We start from the raw sequence: 17,253 nt of genomic DNA on the forward strand, positions 1-17,253 counted from the left end.
CATGACCATCCCCACCGCATACACGGACTACGCGACCGGCGAGCCGGTCGCCGACACCCGGGCCCCGGACGGGCCGATCGCCGAGCGCTGGGACCGGCGCCGCTTCGAGGCCAAGCTGGTCAACCCGGCCAACCGCCGCAAGCACACGGTCATCGTCGTCGGCACCGGCCTCGCCGGTGGTTCCGCCGGCGCCACGCTCGCCGAACAGGGCTACCACGTCGTCCAGTTCTGCTACCAGGACTCCCCGCGCCGTGCCCACTCCATCGCCGCCCAGGGCGGCATCAACGCCGCGAAGAACTACCGCAACGACGGCGACTCGGTCCACCGGCTGTTCTACGACACCGTCAAGGGCGGCGACTTCCGCGCCCGCGAGTCCAACGTCCACCGGCTGGTCGAGGTCTCCGTGGAGATCATCGACCAGTGCGTGGCGCAGGGCGTGCCGTTCGCGCGTGAGTACGGCGGCCTGCTCGACACCCGCTCCTTCGGCGGCGTCCAGGTCTCCCGCACGTTCTACGCCCGTGGCCAGACCGGGCAGCAACTGCTGCTCGGCGCCTACCAGGCGCTGTCGCGGCAGATCGCCGCGGGCAACGTCGAGATGCACCCGCGCACCGAGATGCTCGACCTGATCGTCATCGACGGGCGGGCCCGCGGGATCGTGGCCCGCGACCTGATCACGGGCCGGATCGACACATACGTCGCCGACGCCGTCGTCCTGGCGAGCGGCGGTTACGGCAACGTCTTCTACCTGTCGACGAACGCCATGAACTCCAACGCCACCGCGATCTGGCGGGCCCACCGCCGGGGCGCGTACTTCGCCAACCCGTGCTTCACCCAGATCCACCCCACCTGCATCCCGCGTACCGGTGACCACCAGTCCAAGCTCACCCTGATGAGCGAGTCGCTGCGCAACGACGGCCGGATCTGGGTGCCGAAGGCCAAGGGCGACACCCGGCCGCCGAACCAGATCCCCGAGGACGAGCGCGACTACTACCTGGAGCGCGTCTACCCGGCCTTCGGCAACCTGGTCCCGCGCGACATCGCCTCCCGCGCCGCCAAGAACGTCTGCGACGAGGGCAGGGGAGTGGGCCCCGGCGGGCAGGGCGTCTACCTGGACTTCGCCGAGGCCATCCAGCGGATGGGCCGGAAAGCGGTCGAGGCGAAGTACGGCAACCTCTTCGACATGTACCAGCGGATCACCGACGAGGATCCCTACCGGGTACCGATGCGTATCTACCCGGCCGTGCATTACACCATGGGCGGCCTGTGGGTCGACTACGACCTGCAGACGAGTATCCCCGGCCTGTTCGCGATCGGCGAGGCCAACTTCTCCGACCACGGGGCCAACCGGCTCGGCGCGTCGGCGCTGATGCAGGGGCTGGCCGACGGGTACTTCGTGCTGCCGGCCACCATCAACGACTACCTGGCCCGCAACCCGCACCAGGAGGCGGTCACCGCCGGCCACCCGGCGGTGCGGGAGACCGTCGCGGAGACCGAGAGCCGGCTCGAACGGCTGCTCGCCGTCGACGGCGACCGCACCCCCGACTCCTTCCACCGCGAAGTCGGCGAACTCATGTGGGAGTTCTGCGGCATGGCGCGTTCGGACGCCGGACTGCGCAAGGCGTTGGAGCGCATCCCGCAGATCCGGGAGGAGTTCTGGCGGCGCATCAAGGTGCCCGGCACCGGCGAGGAACTCAACCAGTCGCTGGAGAAGGCCAACCGCGTCGTCGACTACCTGGAACTGGCCGAGCTGATGTGCCTCGACGCCCTGCACCGCGACGAGTCCTGCGGCGGCCACTTCCGCGAGGAGTCCCAGACGCCCGAGGGCGAGGCGGCCCGCAAGGACGAGGAGTTCTCGTACGCGGCCGCCTGGGAGTTCAACGGCACCGGCGAGGCGCCCGTCCTGCACAAGGAAGACCTGGTCTTCGAGTACGTCCACCCCACTCAGCGGAGCTACGCATGAAGCTCACCCTGCGCGTCTGGCGGCAGCCGAACGCCGACGCCGAAGGCGCCATGTCCACCTACGAGGTGGACGGGATCTCCTCCGACATGTCCTTCCTGGAGATGCTGGACACGCTCAACGAGGAACTCATCCTCAAGGGCGAGGACCCGGTCGCCTTCGACCACGACTGCCGTGAGGGCATCTGCGGGGCGTGCAGCCTGGTGATCAACGGAGACGCGCACGGACCCGAGCGCACCACCACCTGCCAGTTGCACATGCGGTCCTTCACGGACGGCGACACGATCGACGTCGAACCATGGCGGGCCTCGGCCTTTCCCGTGGTCAAGGACCTGGTGGTGGACCGGTCGGCGTTCGACCGGATCATCCAGGCCGGCGGCTACATCACCGCCCCCACGGGAGCCGCCCCGGAGGCCCACGCCGCACCGGTGCCCAAGCCGGACGCGGACCTCGCCTTCGAGCACGCGGAGTGCATCGGGTGCGGGGCGTGCGTGGCCGCGTGCCCGAACGGTGCCGCGATGCTGTTCACGTCCGCGAAGATCAATCACCTGAACGTGCTGCCGCAGGGGGCGCCCGAGCGGGAGACACGGGTGCTGGACATGGTGGCCCAGATGGACGAGGAGGGATTCGGCGGCTGCACCCTCACCGGGGAGTGCGCCACCGCGTGCCCGAAGGGGATCCCGCTGATGTCCATCAGCAGCATGAACAGGGAGTGGCTGCGGGCCGCGCGCAAGTCCCCGCGGCGCTGACCGCCTGGGCCGGGCCGTGGAGCGGGCGGTCGTTCCCGGTCCCGGTCCCGGTGCGGGTGCCAGTCAGGCGCGGGTGGGATGTGGCCGGGGGCGCGCAGGTCCCCGCGGCCCCAGGATGTGCTCCCTCGGCGTGCCTGCGCGCCGGGTGACAAGACGTTCGCCGAAGGGTGCGGACGGGCGGGGCCGGGAGTGGTGCTCATCCCCGGCCCCGTCAGGCACCCTCACGGCCCGCGGGTGACCCGTCGTTCAACATCCCCACATCCGTTCTCCTGGCTCAGGTCACGCGGAGGCCAACCGGTGTCGGAAGAACTGGATCGGCAGGCCGAAGCCGGTCTGCCGGTCGTTCGCCGACCCGGCCCGTGACCAGGAGAGAGCCATGACCGGCGTTTCCACCCTCGACCGCCCCCCGCAGCCCGCGGCGCCCACCCGCTACACCGTCACGCTCGCGACCCACGAAGCCGACGTGCGGGCCGCGCAGCGGCTGCGGCACGAGGTCTTCGCCGGGGAGATGGGTGCCCTGCTGTCCACCCCGCAGCCGGGTCACGACATCGACGCCTTCGACGCGTACTGCGACCACCTGCTCGTGCGGGAAACCGTGACCGGGCAGGTCGTCGGCACCTACCGGCTGCTGCCGCCGGAGCGGGCCGCGGTCGCGGGCCGGCTGTACTCCGAGGGCGAGTTCGACCTGAGCGCGCTCGACCCGATCCGGTCCGGCCTGGTCGAGGTCGGCCGCTCCTGCGTGCACCCCGACCACCGTGACGGCGCCGTCATCGGCCTGATCTGGGCGGGGATAGCGCGCTACATGGTGGACCGCGGCCACGACTGGCTGGCCGGCTGCTGCTCCATCCCGCTCGCCGACGGCGGCACCCTCGCCTCCGCCACCTGGCACCGGGTCAACGAGAAGTACCTCGCCCCGCAGGAGTACCGGGTACGCCCCCTGCTGCCGTGGATCCCGAACGCCCAGGTGCCGGCCGAACGGACCGAGTTGCCCGCGCTGCTGCGCGGCTACCTCCGGCTCGGTGCCTGGGTCTGCGCCGAGCCCGCGCACGACCCGGACTTCGGGGTCGCCGACCTGTACGTGCTGCTGTCGATGCGCCGGGTCAACCAGCGCTATCTGCGGCACTTCCTCTCGCTCGTCCCGTCCTGATGAGCGTCTGGCTGCCCAGCGCGCCCTGCACCCCGGCGGCGTGCGTGGAGCCGGCGGGGCCCGCCGCGGCCCTACCACGTGCCGTGCTGCGGATCACGGGGGTGGTGGTCCTGCTGCTGACCGGGATCGCGTTGATCCCGCTCGGCGGGAGGATCCCCGCCGGGCTGGTCGCGCGGTGGTGCCGGACGATCGTGCGGGCCGCCGGGGTCCAGGTACGCGTCACCGGCGCCGCCGCGCCCACCGGTGGCCTGCTCCTGGTGGCCAACCACATCTCCTGGCTGGACATCCCGCTGCTGGCCGCGGTGCGCCCGGCGCGGATGCTGGCCAAGACCGAGATCCGCCAGTGGCCCGTGGCCGGGGCGCTGGTGGCCCGGGCCGGTGTGCTGTTCATCGAACGCGACCGGCTGCGCGCCCTGCCCGGCACCGTCGCCCGGATCACGCACGCGCTGCGCGGCGGTGCCGCGGTGGCCGTCTTCCCCGAGGGCAGCACCTGGTGCGGGCGGGCGCAGGGCCACTTCCGCCGGGCCGTCTTCCAGGCCGCCCTCGACGCGGGCGTACCGGTCCAGCCGGTGCACCTGCACTACCGGGTCGCGGGCGGCCCGGCCAGCACCGCACCGGCCTTCGTCGGGGAGGACATGCTGCTCGCCTCCGTGTGGCGGGTGGCGACGTCGCGCGGGCTGGTGGCCGAGGTGGAGGTGCGGCCGGTGATACCGGCCGGCCGCCACCCCGACCGCCGCTCCCTCGCCCGCGCCGCCGAGCCGGCCGCGCACGGGCCGGACTGGACCCATGCGGCCCTGGTCGCCGGCGGCCCGCCGGTCGAACCCGTGCGCCCTGCGCAGCCTGCCGAAGCGGCCTGAACCCGAGCGTCCGGCCCGGCCCGCCGCCCCTGCCCGTTTCCGCCGCCGCACGTGCGCGACGCCCGTGAGACCGTGCTCACGGGCGTCGCGTCGGTGGACGTACGGGTGGTCGTGGGGCCGGGCCGCGGGACTCCGTACGGTTCGGCCAGGTGAGGGGACAGCCGCGGTCCCGGCCTCTCGCCCCGGTGACTACGGATGCGGAGGGATGTCCCTGTCCTGGCCGCCCATCTCGTCCTTCATCCTCTGCTGGGCAGTGTCGACCTGGGACTGGTACTTGTTGCCGGTCCGCTCGTCGACGTAGTCGCCGGCCTTGTCGACGCCCTTGCTCGCCTGGTCCTCGTGACCTTTGAGCATGCCTTTGAGCTTGTCCATGAGGGACATGACAACCCTCCTCGCTGATAGTTGCTCCGTCTCTCAGGTTCACCGGCCCGGGCGCGGTTCGCATCTCGGGAGCGGGATCGTTCGGATGCACGCATGTCCCCTATGTGTCAATTTGGAAACTAGGTATGCCTTCCGCCGCAGAAAGGCCCGCGAGGATGACTACTCCCGGTTTCGGATTCGGACGCAGCCCCTTCGAAGAGTTCGACGAGTTGATGTCCCGCTTCTTCGGCGGGACCGGTCAGGCCGCACCCGCCCGGCGGGTCCAGCGGGTCGACATCGGCAGCCTGCTGTCGGAGCGGGGCCGCGAGCTGGTCGCGGAGGCGAGGGACATCGCCGCCGCGGAGGGCAGCGAGGAACTCGACGCCCGGCATCTGCTCGCCGCCGCCACCGAGCACGACTCGACCCGGCGCCTGATCAGCGAGGCCGGCGCGGATCCCGACGGCGTCCGGGAGCGGCTGGGCACCGCCGGGGGCACCGGCGAGAAGACCGAGCCCGCCAGCCTGACCCCGGCCGCCAAACGCGCCCTGCTCGACGCCTACCAGATCTCGCACGCCGAGGGTGCCTCCTACATCGGCCCCGAGCACCTGCTGCGGGCGCTCGCCGCGAACCCGGAGTCGGCGGCCGGCCGGGTCCTGGCCGAGAGCGGCTGGGAAGCCACCCGGATGCCCGTGGAGAGCGCCGCCGAGCGACGGGGGCCCAGCAACACGCCGACCGTCGACGAGTACGGCCGCGACCTCACCGAGGACGCCCGCGCCGGCCGCCTCGACCCGGTGATCGGCCGCGACGACGAGGTGGAGCAGACCATCGAGGTGCTGTCGCGGCGCAGCAAGAACAACCCGGTCCTCATCGGCGACCCCGGCGTCGGCAAGACGGCCATCGTCGAGGGGATCGCCCAGCGCATCGCCGCCGGAGACGTCCCCCAGACCCTCAAGGGCAAGCGGCTGGTCGCCCTGGACCTGGCCGGACTGGTGGCAGGGACGAAGTACCGCGGCGAGTTCGAGGAGCGGCTGAAGAAGCTGCTCGACGAGGTCGGCGAGCACGGCGACGAACTCGTCCTCTTCCTCGACGAACTGCACACGGTCGTCGGCGCCGGCTCGGGCGGCGAGGGTGCCCTGGACGCGGGCAACATGCTCAAGCCCGCCCTCGCCCGCGGCGAACTGCACCTCATCGGCGCGACCACCATCGACGAGTACCGCAAGCACATCGAGAAGGACGCCGCCCTGGAGCGCCGCTTCGCGCCCATCCTGGTGGGCGAGCCCACCGTCGACGACACCATCGCGATCCTGCACGGTCTGCGCGACCGCTACGAGGCCCACCACCAGGTCCGCATCACCGACGAGGCGGTCGTCGCCGCGGCCGAGCTGTCCGACCGCTACATCACCTCCCGCTTCCTGCCGGACAAGGCGATCGACCTGATGGACCAGGCCGCCGCCCGGGTGCGGCTGCGCGCCAAGACCCCGCTCGCCGACACCCGCGACATCGAGGACCGGATCGCCGCCCTGGGCCGGGAGAAGGACCAGGCGGTGGCCGACGAGGAGTACGAGCGGGCCAAGGACCTGCGCGACCGGATCAAGGAGGCCGAGGCCAGGCTGTCCGAGCTGACCAAGGGGGAGGAGCGCACGCCCAGGGTCACCGCCGAGGACATCGCCGAGGTCGTCTCCCGCACCACCGGCATCCCCGTCGCCCAGCTCACCGAGGAGGAGCGGGAGCGGCTGATGAAGCTGGAGGAGCACCTGCACGAGCGGGTCGTCGGCCAGGACGAGGCGATCACCGCCGTCGCCCGCGCCGTCCGCCGGGCCCGCGCGGGCATGAGCGATCCGAGCCGGCCCGTCGGCAGTTTCCTCTTCCTTGGGCCGACCGGTGTCGGCAAGACCGAACTGGCCCGCGCCCTGGCCGCCGCCCTCTTCGGCGACGACACCCGGATGATCCGGCTGGACATGAGCGAGTTCCAGGAGCGGCACACCGTCTCCCGCCTGGTCGGCGCCCCGCCCGGATACGTCGGACACGAGGAGGCCGGACAGCTCACCGAGGCGGTGCGCAGGCAGCCGTACGCGGTGCTGCTGCTCGACGAGGTGGAGAAGGCCCACCCGGACGTCTTCAACACGCTGCTGCAACTGCTGGAGGACGGCCGGCTGACCGACGCGCAGGGCCGCACGGTCGACTTCAAGAACACCGTCGTCATCATGACGTCGAACATCGGCGCCGACCGGATCCTGGCCGCCGGGGTGGCGGACTACACGAAGGTCCGCGAGTCGGTGATGCCGCTGCTGAACCAGCACTTCCGGCCGGAGTTCCTCAACCGCATCGACGAGATCATCGTCTTCCGCGGGCTGGACCGCACCCAGCTGCGTCAGATCGTGGACCTGCTCCTTGAGCACACCCGGCGCCGGCTGCACGCCCAGGACGTCGCCCTGGAGGTCACCGACGAGGCCGCCGCGCTGCTCGCGAACATCGGCTACCAGCCCGACTTCGGCGCCCGCCCGCTGCGCCGCACCATCCAGCGGGAGGTCGACGACCGGCTCGCCGACCTGCTGCTGTCGGGCCAACTGGTCGCGGGCGACCGGGCCGTGGTCGACGCGGCCGACGGCTCGGTGACGATCCGCACGGACAAGCCGGCGGCCGTGGAGGGCTGACGCCGCCGCTTCTCCCGCACCCGGCGGTCACTCGGGGACGGCCGCCGGGCGCACGAGGCGGGCCAGCCGGCGGTAGGAGTCCAGCAGGGCCGCCCGGTCGTACGTGCTGGTGGTGACCAGGACCTCGTCGGCTCCCGTCTCCTTGAGCACCGTCCGGAGCCGGCGGGCGACCTGGTCCTCGGTGCCGGCGATGTGACCGCTCAGACCGGACTCGTAGAGGTCCCGCTCCTTCGCGGTCATGGCGCGGGACGCCACGGCCTCGGCCGGCGGCAGCGGCGGGAAGGACCCGTGCGTGCGGGAGTACGCCATGGACCATGCCTCCGGGACGAGGAGCCGCCGCGCCTCCTCCTCGCTGCCGGCCACCGCGATCGTGCCGGAGATCACGACGTACGGCTGCGCGGCCCAGGGCGAGGGCCTGAACTGGGTCCGGTACTCGTCGATGCCGCGCAGCATCCGTTCCCGTCCGCGCAGGTCGCCGATGACCATGGGCAGCCCCGCGCGGGCCGCGATGCCGGCCCCCTCGCCCATGGCCAGCACGAACGGCGGCACGCGCAGCCCCTCCGCCGGGCGGGCGTGCACCCCGCTCGGCGAGCCGCCGCGGAACCAGCCCAGCAGCTCATCGAGTTGCGCCGCGAAGTCCTCGGCGGCGCCCTTGTCGCGCCCCAGTGCCTTGCGCACCCCGTCGGTGAAGCCCACGGACCGGCCCAGGCCCATGTCGATCCGCCCCGGATACAGCGACTCCAGCACGCCGAACTGTTCGGCGACGACCAGGGGCCGGTGGTTGGGCAGCATCACTCCGCCGGTGCCCACCCGTATCGTGCGGGTCGCGGCGGCCACGGCCGCGGCCAGCACGGTCGGCGCGGAGCCGGCGACTCCGGGTACGCCGTGGTGCTCGGAGACCCAGAAACGGTGGTAGCCGAACGCCTCCAGCTCCCGTGCCAGCGCGACCGTGTCGCGCAGCGCCTCGGCGTGGGTGTGTCCGGCGCGGGTGCGGGAGCGGTCGAGGACGGAGAACCGGGTGGCGGGGATCGGCGCGTTCACATGGGTGTCAACGCGGTGGCGGCGCCGGGATTCCCGCCGGGACCCCGGCCGGGCCGGGGTGGGGTGGGGCCGCGGGCGCCGCGGAACGGCCATCCCGCCCGGGTGGCTAAGGTGGACCGGGTGGCAGACAGCAGCGGGCGTCCGATCGCCGTGTTCGATCTCGACAACACCCTGGCCGACACCGCGCACCGGCAGCGCTTCCTGGAGAGCAGCCCGCGCGACTGGGGCGGCTTCTTCGCCGCGGCGCCGCAGGACCCGCCGCTCGCCGAGGGCGTGGCGCTGCTCCGGGAGCACGCCCGGGAGTGCGACATCGTCTATCTGACCGGGCGGCCCGAGCGCTGCCGGCGCGACACACTGGACTGGCTCGCCGCCCAGGGGCTGCCTCAGGGCCGCGTCGTCATGCGGCAGGACGCGGGGCGCGGGGGTGGGAGAGGCGACCGCAGGCCCGCCCGGTTCGTCAAACTGGAGGTCCTTCGCGGGCTCGCCCGTGACCGCGCGGTCCGCGTCCTCGTGGACGACGACGAACTGGTGTGCGACGACGCCGAACGGGCCGGCTTCACCGTCGTACGGGCCCGCTGGGCCGACCGGTCCGCCGCGCTGGCGGACGCCCAGGAACGGGACGGCCGGACCTGAGCCGGCCTGGGCCGTGCCGGGCGGCGCCTCAGTCCTCGCCCTCGATGCGGAACCCCACTTTCAGGCCGACCTGGTAGTACTCGATCCGCCCGTTCTCGATCTGCCCCCTGACCTGCGTCACCTCGAACCAGTCCAGGTTGCGCAGAGTCTGTCCGGCGCGCGCGATGCCGTTGCGGATGGCCTGGTCGATGCCCTCCTGCGAGGTACCGACGATCTCGGTGACCCGATAGGTGTGGTTGGACATGCGGGTGCTCCTCTCGGCGCTGACGCGTGCCCCGTCCCCCGTGGCCGGTGTGTCGCACGTCACTCCACGGTGCCGTATGCGGAGGCGGAGCGCGAGGCGTCACAGTCGCACCGACGGCACCACTTGACCGCCGCATTGGTCCATACCAAAATCAGCACACCCGTACGAGTCAGTCGCTCGTCCCCCCATGTCGGGCCCCTTCCCCCTGTCCGTAGACAGAACAGGACCCCACGTGAGACAGGTTCCGCTGCGACGCCGTCTGCTCGCCGTCTGTTGTGTGTCCGCCTTCCTCGCCGGGGGCTGCGGTCTGCTGCCCGGTGGCAGCGAGCGCCACACGGTCACCGTGTGGCTGATGAAGGGAAGCGCCTCGAAGGACTTCCTGGACCGCTTCACCGACGACTTCGAGCGCCGCCACCAGGACATCCGCCTCGAATTCCGCATCCAGGAATGGACCGGGATCGTCGGGAAGGTGCAGAAGACGCTCAGGGGCGGCCCCGGCTCGGGCCCCGACGTCATCGAGGTCGGCAACACCCAGGTCTCGCAGTACGTCGAGGGCGGGCGGCTGACCGACCTGTCGCTGGAGTCGCTGCGCGACTGGGGCAAAAAGGACTGGCTGCCCGGCCTCGCCGAGCCGGGCCAGGAGGGCTCCCGCCAGTTCGGCATCCCCTGGTACGCCGCCAACCGCGTCGTCATCTACCGCAAGGACCTGTTCCAGCAGGCCGGTATCGCCCGGCCGCCCAGGACCCGCGACGAATGGCTCACCGACACCGAGAAGCTGGACCAGGGCGACGGCCAGGGCATCTACCTCGCCGGCCAGGACTGGTACACGCTCTCCGGGTTCATCTGGGACGAGGGCGGCGAACTCGCCGAGGAGAAGGACGGCGTGTGGAAGGGCACCCTGGACACCCCCGCGGCGCTGCGCGGCATGGACTTCTACCGACGGCTCCAGGCGCTCGGCGCGGGCCCCGCCGGCGCCGACGAGGAACACCCGCCCCAGGCAGGCGTGTTCGCGCAGGGCCGGGTGGCACAGATCGTGGCCGTTCCCGGACTGACCCAGACCATCCTCCAGCACAACCCCGAACTCAAGGACAGACTGGGCTACTTCCCGGTGCCCGGGTTGACCGCCGACCGGCCCGGGTCCATGTTCACCGGCGGCTCCGACCTGGTCGTGCCGCAGAACACCGACGACCGGGACGGGGCCGTGGCCGTCGTCGCCGCGCTCACCGGGGCCAAGTGGAACACCGAACTGGCCCGCGCCATGAACTACGTGCCCAACAAGGCGAGGCTGGCGAGCGCCGTCGACGCCTCGGAGGGGGCCGCCGCCATGGCGGCAGGTGCCGCGCACGGCCGGGCGACCCCCAACACACCTCAGTGGACCGAGGTCGAGGCGAAGAATCCGATCAAGCCGTACATGACCAAGGTGCTCGGCGGCGCGGACCCCGCGAGCGAGGCCCGCCGCGCCTCCGAACAGATCACGGGGAAGCTCGCCCCGGCCTTCGGGTGACTCACCGGACGGTGCTGAGCGACAGCGCGAAGCGGCCCGCGGTGTCGGTCCACCAGCGGGTCAGCTCAAGTCCGGCGGCGGCCAGTTCCGCGCTCACGCCGCTCTTGCGGAACTTCGCCGACACCTCGGTGCGCAGTTCCTCGCCCGCCGCGAATTCCACGGCGAGGTCGAGCGCCGGGACCTTCACGGTCTGTGCCGTGCGGGCGCGCAGCCGCATCTCGACCCACTCGTGCCGCGCGTCCCACAGCGCCACGTGGTCGAACGCGTCGGGATCGAAGTCGGCGCCCAGCTCGCGGTTGACGACGGCCAGTACGTTCTTGTCGAACTCGGCCGTCACCCCCGCCGCGTCGTCGTACGCGTGGACCAGGGTTTGTTCGTCCTTGACCAGGTCCGTGCCGAGCAGCAGGGTGTCGCCCGGCGACAGCAGACGGCGCACCGAGGCCAGGAAGGCGGCCCGTTCCGCGGGCAGCAGATTGCCGATGGTGCCGCCGAGGAACGCCAGCAGTCTGGGGCCGGGCGTGGGCGGCAACGCCAGTTCGGCCGTGAAGTCCGCGATCAGAGCGTGCACGGCGAGCCCGGGACGCTCCTCGATCAGAGACCGGGCGGCCTGGGTGAGCGCGCTCTCGCTGACGTCCACCGGCACATAGACGTGCAGCGCGGTGAGGGCGTCGATCAGGTGCCGGGTCTTCTCCGAGGAACCGGAGCCCAGTTCGACCAGGGTGCGGGCGCCGGTCGCGGCGGCGATCTCGCCCGCCCGGGCGAGCAGGATCTCCCGTTCGGCCCGCGTCGGGTAGTACTCGGGCAGTTCGGTGATCCGCTCGAACAGTTCGCTGCCCCGCGCGTCGTAGAACCACTTCGGCGGCAGCGTCTTGGGGGTCGAGGTCAGGCCGCGGCGGACGTCGGCGCGCAGCGCCGCGTCCGTGGCGTCCTCCGGCAGGGTGCGGGTGACGTGCAGGGAGGTCACGTGCAAGGCTCCTTACGTGCGGGTGCCGGGTCCTTGAGCGAGCTGAGCCGGACCTCGGTGCGGTCCGCGTGGAGCAGGGTGCGGTCGGGGACCTCCCGCCAGCGCGGATCGTCGTCGTACGGTTCGGAGGCGACGACGGTGGCGCCGCCCGGTTCGGCCAGGTACCAGAGGGTGTCGCCCCAGGCGGTGGCCAGGATCGCGGTGCCGTCGGTCAGCAGCAGATTGAGCCGGGAGGCCGGGGCGGCCTCGGCCAGCTCACGGACCGTGCCGGCCAGCGCGCCGCCGGGGTCCTCACCCGCGCGCAGCCGGTGCAGCAGCAGCGCCCAGACGAACGCCGAGTCCGTGCGCGCGGCCAGCGACAGCATCTCGACCGGCGGCAGCCCCGGGACCAGCGGCGCCGCCGACGCGGGCCAGCCGGCCACCGCGCCGTTGTGGCTGAACAGCCAGCGGTCCGCGGCGAAGGGCGCCGCCGCGGCCTCTCCGTCCGCGCCCGGCAGGGTCGCGTCGCGTACGGCGGCGAGCAGCGCACCGGTGCGTACGACCCGGGCCAGGTCGGCGAAGGACGGGTCGGCCCAGATCGGCCCGGCCCGCCGGTAGCGGGCGGGCACCGGGTCGTCCGGTGCGTACCAGCCCACCCCGAAGCCGTCGGCGTTGACCGTCCCGTGCCGCTGCCGCCGCGGTGCCCACGCCTGCCGGTACAGGCCGTGCGGCGGGTCCGCCAGGCGCCGGCCGAGCGGCTCCTCGGGGCCCAGGCAGGCCAGGTGGCGGCACATCAGACGGCCTCCGAGCGGGCGGTGCGGAACCCGGAGAAGATCTGCCGCCGGATCGGATAGTCCCAGTTGCGGAACGTGCCCCGGCAGGCCACCTGGTCCACCGCGAACGAGCCGCCGCGCAGCACCTTGCACTCGGGCCCGAAGAACACCTCCGAGTACTCCTTGTACGGGAACGCGGTGAACCCCGGGTAGGGCAGGAAGTCGCTCGCCGTCCACTCCCACACGTCGCCCATCAACTGCCGTACGCCCAGCGGCGACGCGCCGGCCGGATAGCTGCCGGCCGGGGCCGGGCGCAGATGGCGCTGGCCCAGGTTGGCCTGGTCGGGCGACGGGTCGTCGTCGCCCCACGGGTAGCGTCTCGAACGGTCCTGGAGCGGATCGTGCCGGGCGGCCTTCTCCCACTCCGCCTCGGTGGGCAGCCGGCGCCCGGCCCAGCGCGCGTACGCGTCCGCCTCGTACCAGCACACGTGCAGCACCGGCTCGTCCGGCGGGACGACCTCGGTGGCACCGAAGCGGCGGCGCAGCCACTGTCCGTCCTCGCGGTGCCAGAACTGCGGGGCGACGATGCCGTGCCGGCGGATGTGCGCCCAGCCCGCCGGGGCCCACCAGCGCTCGTCGTCGTAGCCGCCGTCCTCGATGAACCCCTGGTACGCGGCGTTCGTCACCGGAGTCGTGTCGATGTGGAACGGCGCCACCTCACGCCGGTGCGCCGGACGCTCGTTGTCCAGTGCCCACGGCTCGGTGGAGGTGCCCATGGTGAACGGGCCGCCGGGGACCAGGACTTCGGCCGGTCCGTCGAACGGTGGCGCCGGGGCCGGGTCGGGCGCGGTGAGCGCCTGCGGGCCCGTACGGAGCTGATGGGTGATCAGCATCGTCTCGTCGTGCTGCTGTTCGTGCTGCGCGATCATCCCGAAGGCGAAGCCCGCCTCGGTCAGCGGACTCCCGTGGAACGCGGCGCCCTCCAGCAGGTCGAGGGCGCGGCCCCGCACCTCGGCCGCGTATCTGCGGGCCTCGGCGGGCGGCAGCAGCGGCAGTGTGGGCCGCTCGGCCCGCGGATGCTCGAAGGCGTCGTAGAGCCCGTCTATCTCGGGCCGCATCGCATCCCGCCCGCCGACCGCCCGCAGCAGCCACAGCTCCTCCTGGTTGCCGATGTGGGCGAGGTCCCACACCAGCGGGGACATCAGCGGCGAGTGCTGCGCGGTGAGGTCGGGTTCCTCGACGCAGCTGGTCAGCAGGGTGGTGCGGGCCCGGGCCCGGGTGAGCGAGGCCAGCGCGCGTGCGCGGACGGCTTCGCCGCCCGTCGCGGAGGTGACGGCCGCGCCGTCCATCTCGGGGGTCATACGGGGAAGTCCTTCCCATGAGCGGAGTGCACGCCGGCCGGGCGGAGCCGGGTCCGTCCGTCCAGGGCGCGCACGTCGTCGAGCAGGTCGTCGGCGGGGCAGCGGCCCCGGCGGACGTAGCGTTCGAAGTACGCGGCGACCGCGTCCGTGACCTCGGTACCGGCGCCGAGCCTGGGCAGCGCCTCCAGGGCCGCCGCGAAACAGCCGACCGCCGCGTCGTGCAGTTCGGGGTCGCCGAGGCCGGTGCGGGCCGCGTCGAGCCAGAGCGGATTGTGCGGCGCGGGACGCGTCTGCGAACGCTCGGCCAGCGGCTTCACGGCCCGGTAGGCGGTCTCGGCGGCCTGCGGGTCGTCGAACAGCGCGGTCGTCACCGCGAGCGGCACGATCCAGCCGTCCTCGCCGGGCTGCGCGTCGATCATGCGCAGCTCCAGGTGACCGCGCGGTCTGACCGGCGGGAACAGGGTCGTCAGGTGGTAGTCGAGGTCTTCCTTGGTGGGTGCCCGCGGTGTGCGGGAGCGGGTCCAGTCGCGGAAGCTGAGTCCGTCGGGGACGTCCCAGGGGCCGCCGTCCCGGCGCACGCACATCACCGGCGCGTCCAGGACGTGCCGGGCCCAGGCGTTGCGCGGCTCCCCGGTCAGCGGGGGCGCACCCGCCCGGCCGGGCCCGATCTCCATCCACAGCAGTTGCCGGGTGGAGCGCCAGCCGGTGGGCCGCCGCCCGGCCATCGGGGAGTTGGCGAAGGCGGCCACCAGGACCGGACCCAGCTGGTGAGCGAGCCACCAGCGCCGCCCGTGGCCGAGCGGTCCCGGTTCCTCGTAGCCGGCGTCCAGGCACACCTGGACGGAGGCCGAGGCGCACATCATGTGACGGCCGGCCGGGCCGGTGCGGTCGAGACACATCTCCATCGCCTCGTAGCGCGGCTCGCGCAGGAAGCGGCGGGGCGGGTGCCAGGGATCGTGGCCGAGGCCGACCAGGTCGAGGCCGTCGCTGCGCAGTACCGCGCGGACGGCGTCGAGATCGGCGGAGACGGTGCCTATGCACTCCATCAGGGAGGCGGCGGGCGGCGAACTCAGCTCCAGCTGGCCGCCGGGCTCGACGGTGAGCGCCGACCTCAGGTGCACGGGCCGTAGTGCGGCGTAGGCCGCTTCGAGTCGTTCGGGTGTCACGGGGAGCTGCGGGGTCCGCAGTTCGTGTACGAGCCATTCCAGTTCCACGCCGACGGTGCGGGGCGGGCCGGTCTTGAAACAGATGCCGCGGACCAGCGCCTCGACCTCGGCCTCCGTGAGGGCGGTACGGGGGTGCGTACAGTCGCTCGCCGAAGCGGTAGATGCATCTGACATGTCGGGATCCTCCTGAGATTCCACCATGCCACCGGCCCGGAATCCGGTGGGGCCGGGCAGGGGCTCGTCCCACCCAAGACCCTGAAAGTGATTCGCACAAGAGTGCGCTACCGGATGTTCCGGATCGGTCACCTCCGTTTCCGTGGGCGTTTCCAGCACGTTCCGCGGGCGGGAAAACCCCGTTGCACCGCAGCACCAGCATCGCCCACGATGCGCCCATGAGCATTACGGGGGCGAACGCGGGGCGGGTGGCCAGGGCTTTCACGGAGGCGGCGACATGAGCGCGCGCCTGCGCGCGGTGGCACGCGAAACGGAGCAGATCGTGGCGGCCGGCGCCTATCGCACACCCGGCGGACGCGCTGTCACGCTGGCCGCGACGATCGAGGCCGCGCGTGACGGCACGCGGGTGCACGGGCCGGGTCCGGTGGAGGTGCCGTCGGCCCCACCTGTCGACACGTTCTTCGAGGTCACGGGCGAAAGCAGCCTCCAGGCCGCGGCCCGGCTGGCCGCCGCACCGGTGGCCCTGCTGAATTTCGCCTCGGCTCGTAACCCGGGCGGCGGATATCTGAACGGCGCCCAGGCCCAGGAAGAGGACCTGTGCCGTGCCTCCGCGCTGTACACCTGCCTGCGCCGGGCCCCGGAGTTCTACGACCACCACCGCGCCCACCGCGACCCGTTCTACACCGACCGGGTCATCCACTCACCGGCCGTGCCCGTCTTCCGGGACGACCGCGGCGCCCTCCTCGACGAGCCGTTCACGGCCGGATTCCTCACGGCCGCGGCACCGAACGCCGGGGTCGTGAAGCGCTCGGCGCCGCAGCGCGCGGGCGAACTGCCGCAGGCCCTCGCCGTGCGGGCGGGGCGGGTCCTGGAAGTCGCAGCGGCGCACGGCTACCGGCGGCTGGTGCTGGGCGCCTGGGGCTGCGGGGTGTTCCAGAACGACCCCGCCCAGGTGGCGGGCGCCTTCCACACGCTGCTCGGCCCCGGCGGGCGATTCGCGCATACATTCGAACGCGTGGTGTTCGGGGTGCTGGACCGCACACCGGGAGCCGTGGTGCGGGACGCCTTCGCGCGGGCGTTCAGGACGCCGCAGCGCCGACCGTAGGGCCTTCGCTGCTGCCCGCGGCGCCCTCCTCCGCGGCTACCGCGTCATGCGGTGCTCCGCCACCTCGGCGCCGGCCGTAGCGCTCCGGCAGCCGGTGCACCCCGAGGCTTGACCGCATCCGTGCTCCGGCATCTCAGCGCCAGCCGTAGCGCTCCCGCAGCCGGTGCACCACCAGGTTGAACCGCATCCGGTCCAGGGCACAGGCCTCCCGGCGCATGCCGTCCTCGTGCAGTCGCAGCACCCGGTCCACGTCCACCCAGGAGTCGCGCCCCGACCGGTCCCACGGCCCGCTGCCGATCGCCACCCACTCCCGGTCGCCGTCGTGCCGCTTGCTCGACAACTGCACCGCGAGCAGCGTGCCGCCCGCCTCCCGGGCCACGACCAGCACCGGCCGGTCCTTGCCGCGCCCGTCGTTCTCCTCGAACGGCACCCAGGTCCACACGATCTCTCCGGGATCGGGGTCGCCGTCGTGCGCGGGCGCATAGTCGGTACGCACCCGGCCCACGTCGTGCGGGTCGGCCTCGGTGGTGGCGGAGGGGCCGTAGCGGCCCGGGATGTCCTCATCGGCAAAGGCAGTCACGGGGG

Annotated in this window: 16 protein-coding genes; 8 read left to right on the forward strand and 8 right to left on the reverse strand. The window is 72.7% G+C overall.

Features of this window, described 5'->3' with window-relative positions:
* Nucleotide 1 precedes the first annotated feature (1 nt).
* The 4 genes from ACFYPJ_RS27315 (at nucleotide 2) to ACFYPJ_RS27330 (ending at nucleotide 4,710) form a co-directional block, all read left to right on the forward strand.
* A complete protein-coding gene (locus ACFYPJ_RS27315; RefSeq protein ID WP_389022413.1) occupies nucleotides 2-1,960 on the forward strand; it encodes a fumarate reductase/succinate dehydrogenase flavoprotein subunit in 1,959 nt (652 codons plus the stop codon).
* On the forward strand, nucleotides 1,957-2,706 hold the full coding sequence (locus ACFYPJ_RS27320) for a succinate dehydrogenase/fumarate reductase iron-sulfur subunit (RefSeq protein ID WP_389022416.1): 750 nt from the start codon (nucleotides 1,957-1,959) through the stop codon (nucleotides 2,704-2,706). Before ACFYPJ_RS27315 ends, ACFYPJ_RS27320 begins: the two co-directional genes overlap by 4 nt.
* Nucleotides 2,707-3,082: 376 nt before the next feature.
* Entirely contained in the window at nucleotides 3,083-3,853 is a 771-nt protein-coding gene (locus tag ACFYPJ_RS27325; protein WP_389022419.1) for a GNAT family N-acetyltransferase, read from the forward strand.
* Entirely contained in the window at nucleotides 3,853-4,710 is an 858-nt protein-coding gene (locus ACFYPJ_RS27330) for a lysophospholipid acyltransferase family protein (RefSeq protein ID WP_389022422.1), read from the forward strand. Before ACFYPJ_RS27325 ends, ACFYPJ_RS27330 begins: the two co-directional genes overlap by 1 nt.
* Nucleotides 4,711-4,899: 189 nt before the next feature.
* On the opposite strand, the gene ACFYPJ_RS27335 is transcribed toward ACFYPJ_RS27330, so the two are convergent.
* Nucleotides 4,900-5,091, reverse strand: coding sequence for an antitoxin (locus tag ACFYPJ_RS27335; RefSeq protein ID WP_389022424.1), 192 nt, complete (start codon nucleotides 5,089-5,091; stop codon nucleotides 4,900-4,902).
* Nucleotides 5,092-5,246: 155 nt separating this feature from the next.
* Between ACFYPJ_RS27335 and ACFYPJ_RS27340 the strand changes: the two genes are divergently transcribed.
* Nucleotides 5,247-7,724: an ATP-dependent Clp protease ATP-binding subunit gene (locus ACFYPJ_RS27340; RefSeq protein ID WP_389022427.1), complete on the forward strand. Its 2,478-nt coding sequence runs from the start codon at nucleotides 5,247-5,249 to the stop codon at nucleotides 7,722-7,724.
* A gap of 27 nt (nucleotides 7,725-7,751) precedes the next feature.
* Here the strand turns inward: ACFYPJ_RS27340 and ACFYPJ_RS27345 are convergent, their stop codons facing one another.
* Nucleotides 7,752-8,765, reverse strand: coding sequence for an LLM class flavin-dependent oxidoreductase (locus ACFYPJ_RS27345; RefSeq protein WP_389022430.1), 1,014 nt, complete (start codon nucleotides 8,763-8,765; stop codon nucleotides 7,752-7,754).
* A gap of 120 nt (nucleotides 8,766-8,885) precedes the next feature.
* Between ACFYPJ_RS27345 and ACFYPJ_RS27350 the strand changes: the two genes are divergently transcribed.
* A complete protein-coding gene (locus tag ACFYPJ_RS27350) occupies nucleotides 8,886-9,398 on the forward strand; it encodes a hypothetical protein (protein WP_389022433.1) in 513 nt (170 codons plus the stop codon).
* 28 nt (nucleotides 9,399-9,426) lie between these two features.
* Here ACFYPJ_RS27350 and ACFYPJ_RS27355 read toward each other — a convergent pair whose 3' ends face one another.
* Nucleotides 9,427-9,642 (reverse strand): dodecin, encoded by a 216-nt coding sequence (locus tag ACFYPJ_RS27355; protein ID WP_389022436.1) that lies wholly within the window; start codon nucleotides 9,640-9,642, stop codon nucleotides 9,427-9,429.
* A 247-nt stretch (nucleotides 9,643-9,889) separates the two neighbouring features.
* On the opposite strand from ACFYPJ_RS27355, the gene ACFYPJ_RS27360 reads away from it, so the two are divergent.
* Nucleotides 9,890-11,146: an extracellular solute-binding protein gene (locus ACFYPJ_RS27360; protein ID WP_389022726.1), complete on the forward strand. Its 1,257-nt coding sequence runs from the start codon at nucleotides 9,890-9,892 to the stop codon at nucleotides 11,144-11,146.
* 1 nt (nucleotide 11,147) lies between these two features.
* On the opposite strand, the gene egtD is transcribed toward ACFYPJ_RS27360, so the two are convergent.
* The 4 genes from egtD to egtA are packed head-to-tail and all read right to left on the reverse strand — an operon-like array spanning nucleotide 11,148 to nucleotide 15,563.
* Entirely contained in the window at nucleotides 11,148-12,110 is a 963-nt protein-coding gene (gene egtD, locus ACFYPJ_RS27365) for an L-histidine N(alpha)-methyltransferase (RefSeq protein ID WP_389022439.1), read from the reverse strand.
* Nucleotides 12,107-12,883 carry an ergothioneine biosynthesis protein EgtC gene (gene egtC / locus ACFYPJ_RS27370; RefSeq protein WP_389022442.1) on the reverse strand — a complete coding sequence of 259 codons (777 nt, stop codon included), beginning with the start codon at nucleotides 12,881-12,883 and terminating at the stop codon, nucleotides 12,107-12,109. The genes egtD and egtC overlap by 4 nt, the downstream gene beginning before the upstream one ends.
* Nucleotides 12,883-14,223, reverse strand: a complete 1,341-nt coding sequence (gene egtB / locus ACFYPJ_RS27375; RefSeq protein WP_389022444.1) for an ergothioneine biosynthesis protein EgtB — start codon at nucleotides 14,221-14,223, stop codon at nucleotides 12,883-12,885. Before egtB ends, egtC begins: the two co-directional genes overlap by 1 nt.
* Nucleotides 14,220-15,563: an ergothioneine biosynthesis glutamate--cysteine ligase EgtA gene (gene egtA / locus ACFYPJ_RS27380; protein WP_389022446.1), complete on the reverse strand. Its 1,344-nt coding sequence runs from the start codon at nucleotides 15,561-15,563 to the stop codon at nucleotides 14,220-14,222. Before egtA ends, egtB begins: the two co-directional genes overlap by 4 nt.
* A gap of 277 nt (nucleotides 15,564-15,840) precedes the next feature.
* On the opposite strand from egtA, the gene ACFYPJ_RS27385 reads away from it, so the two are divergent.
* Nucleotides 15,841-16,668, forward strand: coding sequence for a TIGR02452 family protein (locus tag ACFYPJ_RS27385; protein WP_389022449.1), 828 nt, complete (start codon nucleotides 15,841-15,843; stop codon nucleotides 16,666-16,668).
* A gap of 133 nt (nucleotides 16,669-16,801) precedes the next feature.
* On the opposite strand, the gene ACFYPJ_RS27390 is transcribed toward ACFYPJ_RS27385, so the two are convergent.
* Nucleotides 16,802-17,248 carry a type II toxin-antitoxin system PemK/MazF family toxin gene (locus ACFYPJ_RS27390; protein WP_389022452.1) on the reverse strand — a complete coding sequence of 149 codons (447 nt, stop codon included), beginning with the start codon at nucleotides 17,246-17,248 and terminating at the stop codon, nucleotides 16,802-16,804.
* Between the last annotated feature and the right edge of the window lie 5 nt (nucleotides 17,249-17,253).

Source organism: Streptomyces sp. NPDC006012 (genome assembly GCF_042871185.1).
Taxonomy (GTDB): domain Bacteria; phylum Actinomycetota; class Actinomycetes; order Streptomycetales; family Streptomycetaceae; genus Streptomyces.

Coding starts and splice junctions, on each gene's coding strand:
- ACFYPJ_RS27315 (WP_389022413.1), top strand. CDS start 2: ATGACCATCCCCACCGCATACACGGACTACGCGACCGGCGAGCCGGTC.
- ACFYPJ_RS27320 (WP_389022416.1), top strand. CDS start 1,957: ATGAAGCTCACCCTGCGCGTCTGGCGGCAGCCGAACGCCGACGCCGAA.
- ACFYPJ_RS27325 (WP_389022419.1), top strand. CDS start 3,083: ATGACCGGCGTTTCCACCCTCGACCGCCCCCCGCAGCCCGCGGCGCCC.
- ACFYPJ_RS27330 (WP_389022422.1), top strand. CDS start 3,853: ATGAGCGTCTGGCTGCCCAGCGCGCCCTGCACCCCGGCGGCGTGCGTG.
- ACFYPJ_RS27335 (WP_389022424.1), bottom strand. CDS start 5,091: ATGTCCCTCATGGACAAGCTCAAAGGCATGCTCAAAGGTCACGAGGAC.
- ACFYPJ_RS27340 (WP_389022427.1), top strand. CDS start 5,247: ATGACTACTCCCGGTTTCGGATTCGGACGCAGCCCCTTCGAAGAGTTC.
- ACFYPJ_RS27355 (WP_389022436.1), bottom strand. CDS start 9,642: ATGTCCAACCACACCTATCGGGTCACCGAGATCGTCGGTACCTCGCAG.
- egtC (WP_389022442.1), bottom strand. CDS start 12,883: ATGTGCCGCCACCTGGCCTGCCTGGGCCCCGAGGAGCCGCTCGGCCGG.
- egtB (WP_389022444.1), bottom strand. CDS start 14,223: ATGACCCCCGAGATGGACGGCGCGGCCGTCACCTCCGCGACGGGCGGC.
- egtA (WP_389022446.1), bottom strand. CDS start 15,563: ATGTCAGATGCATCTACCGCTTCGGCGAGCGACTGTACGCACCCCCGT.
- ACFYPJ_RS27385 (WP_389022449.1), top strand. CDS start 15,841: ATGAGCGCGCGCCTGCGCGCGGTGGCACGCGAAACGGAGCAGATCGTG.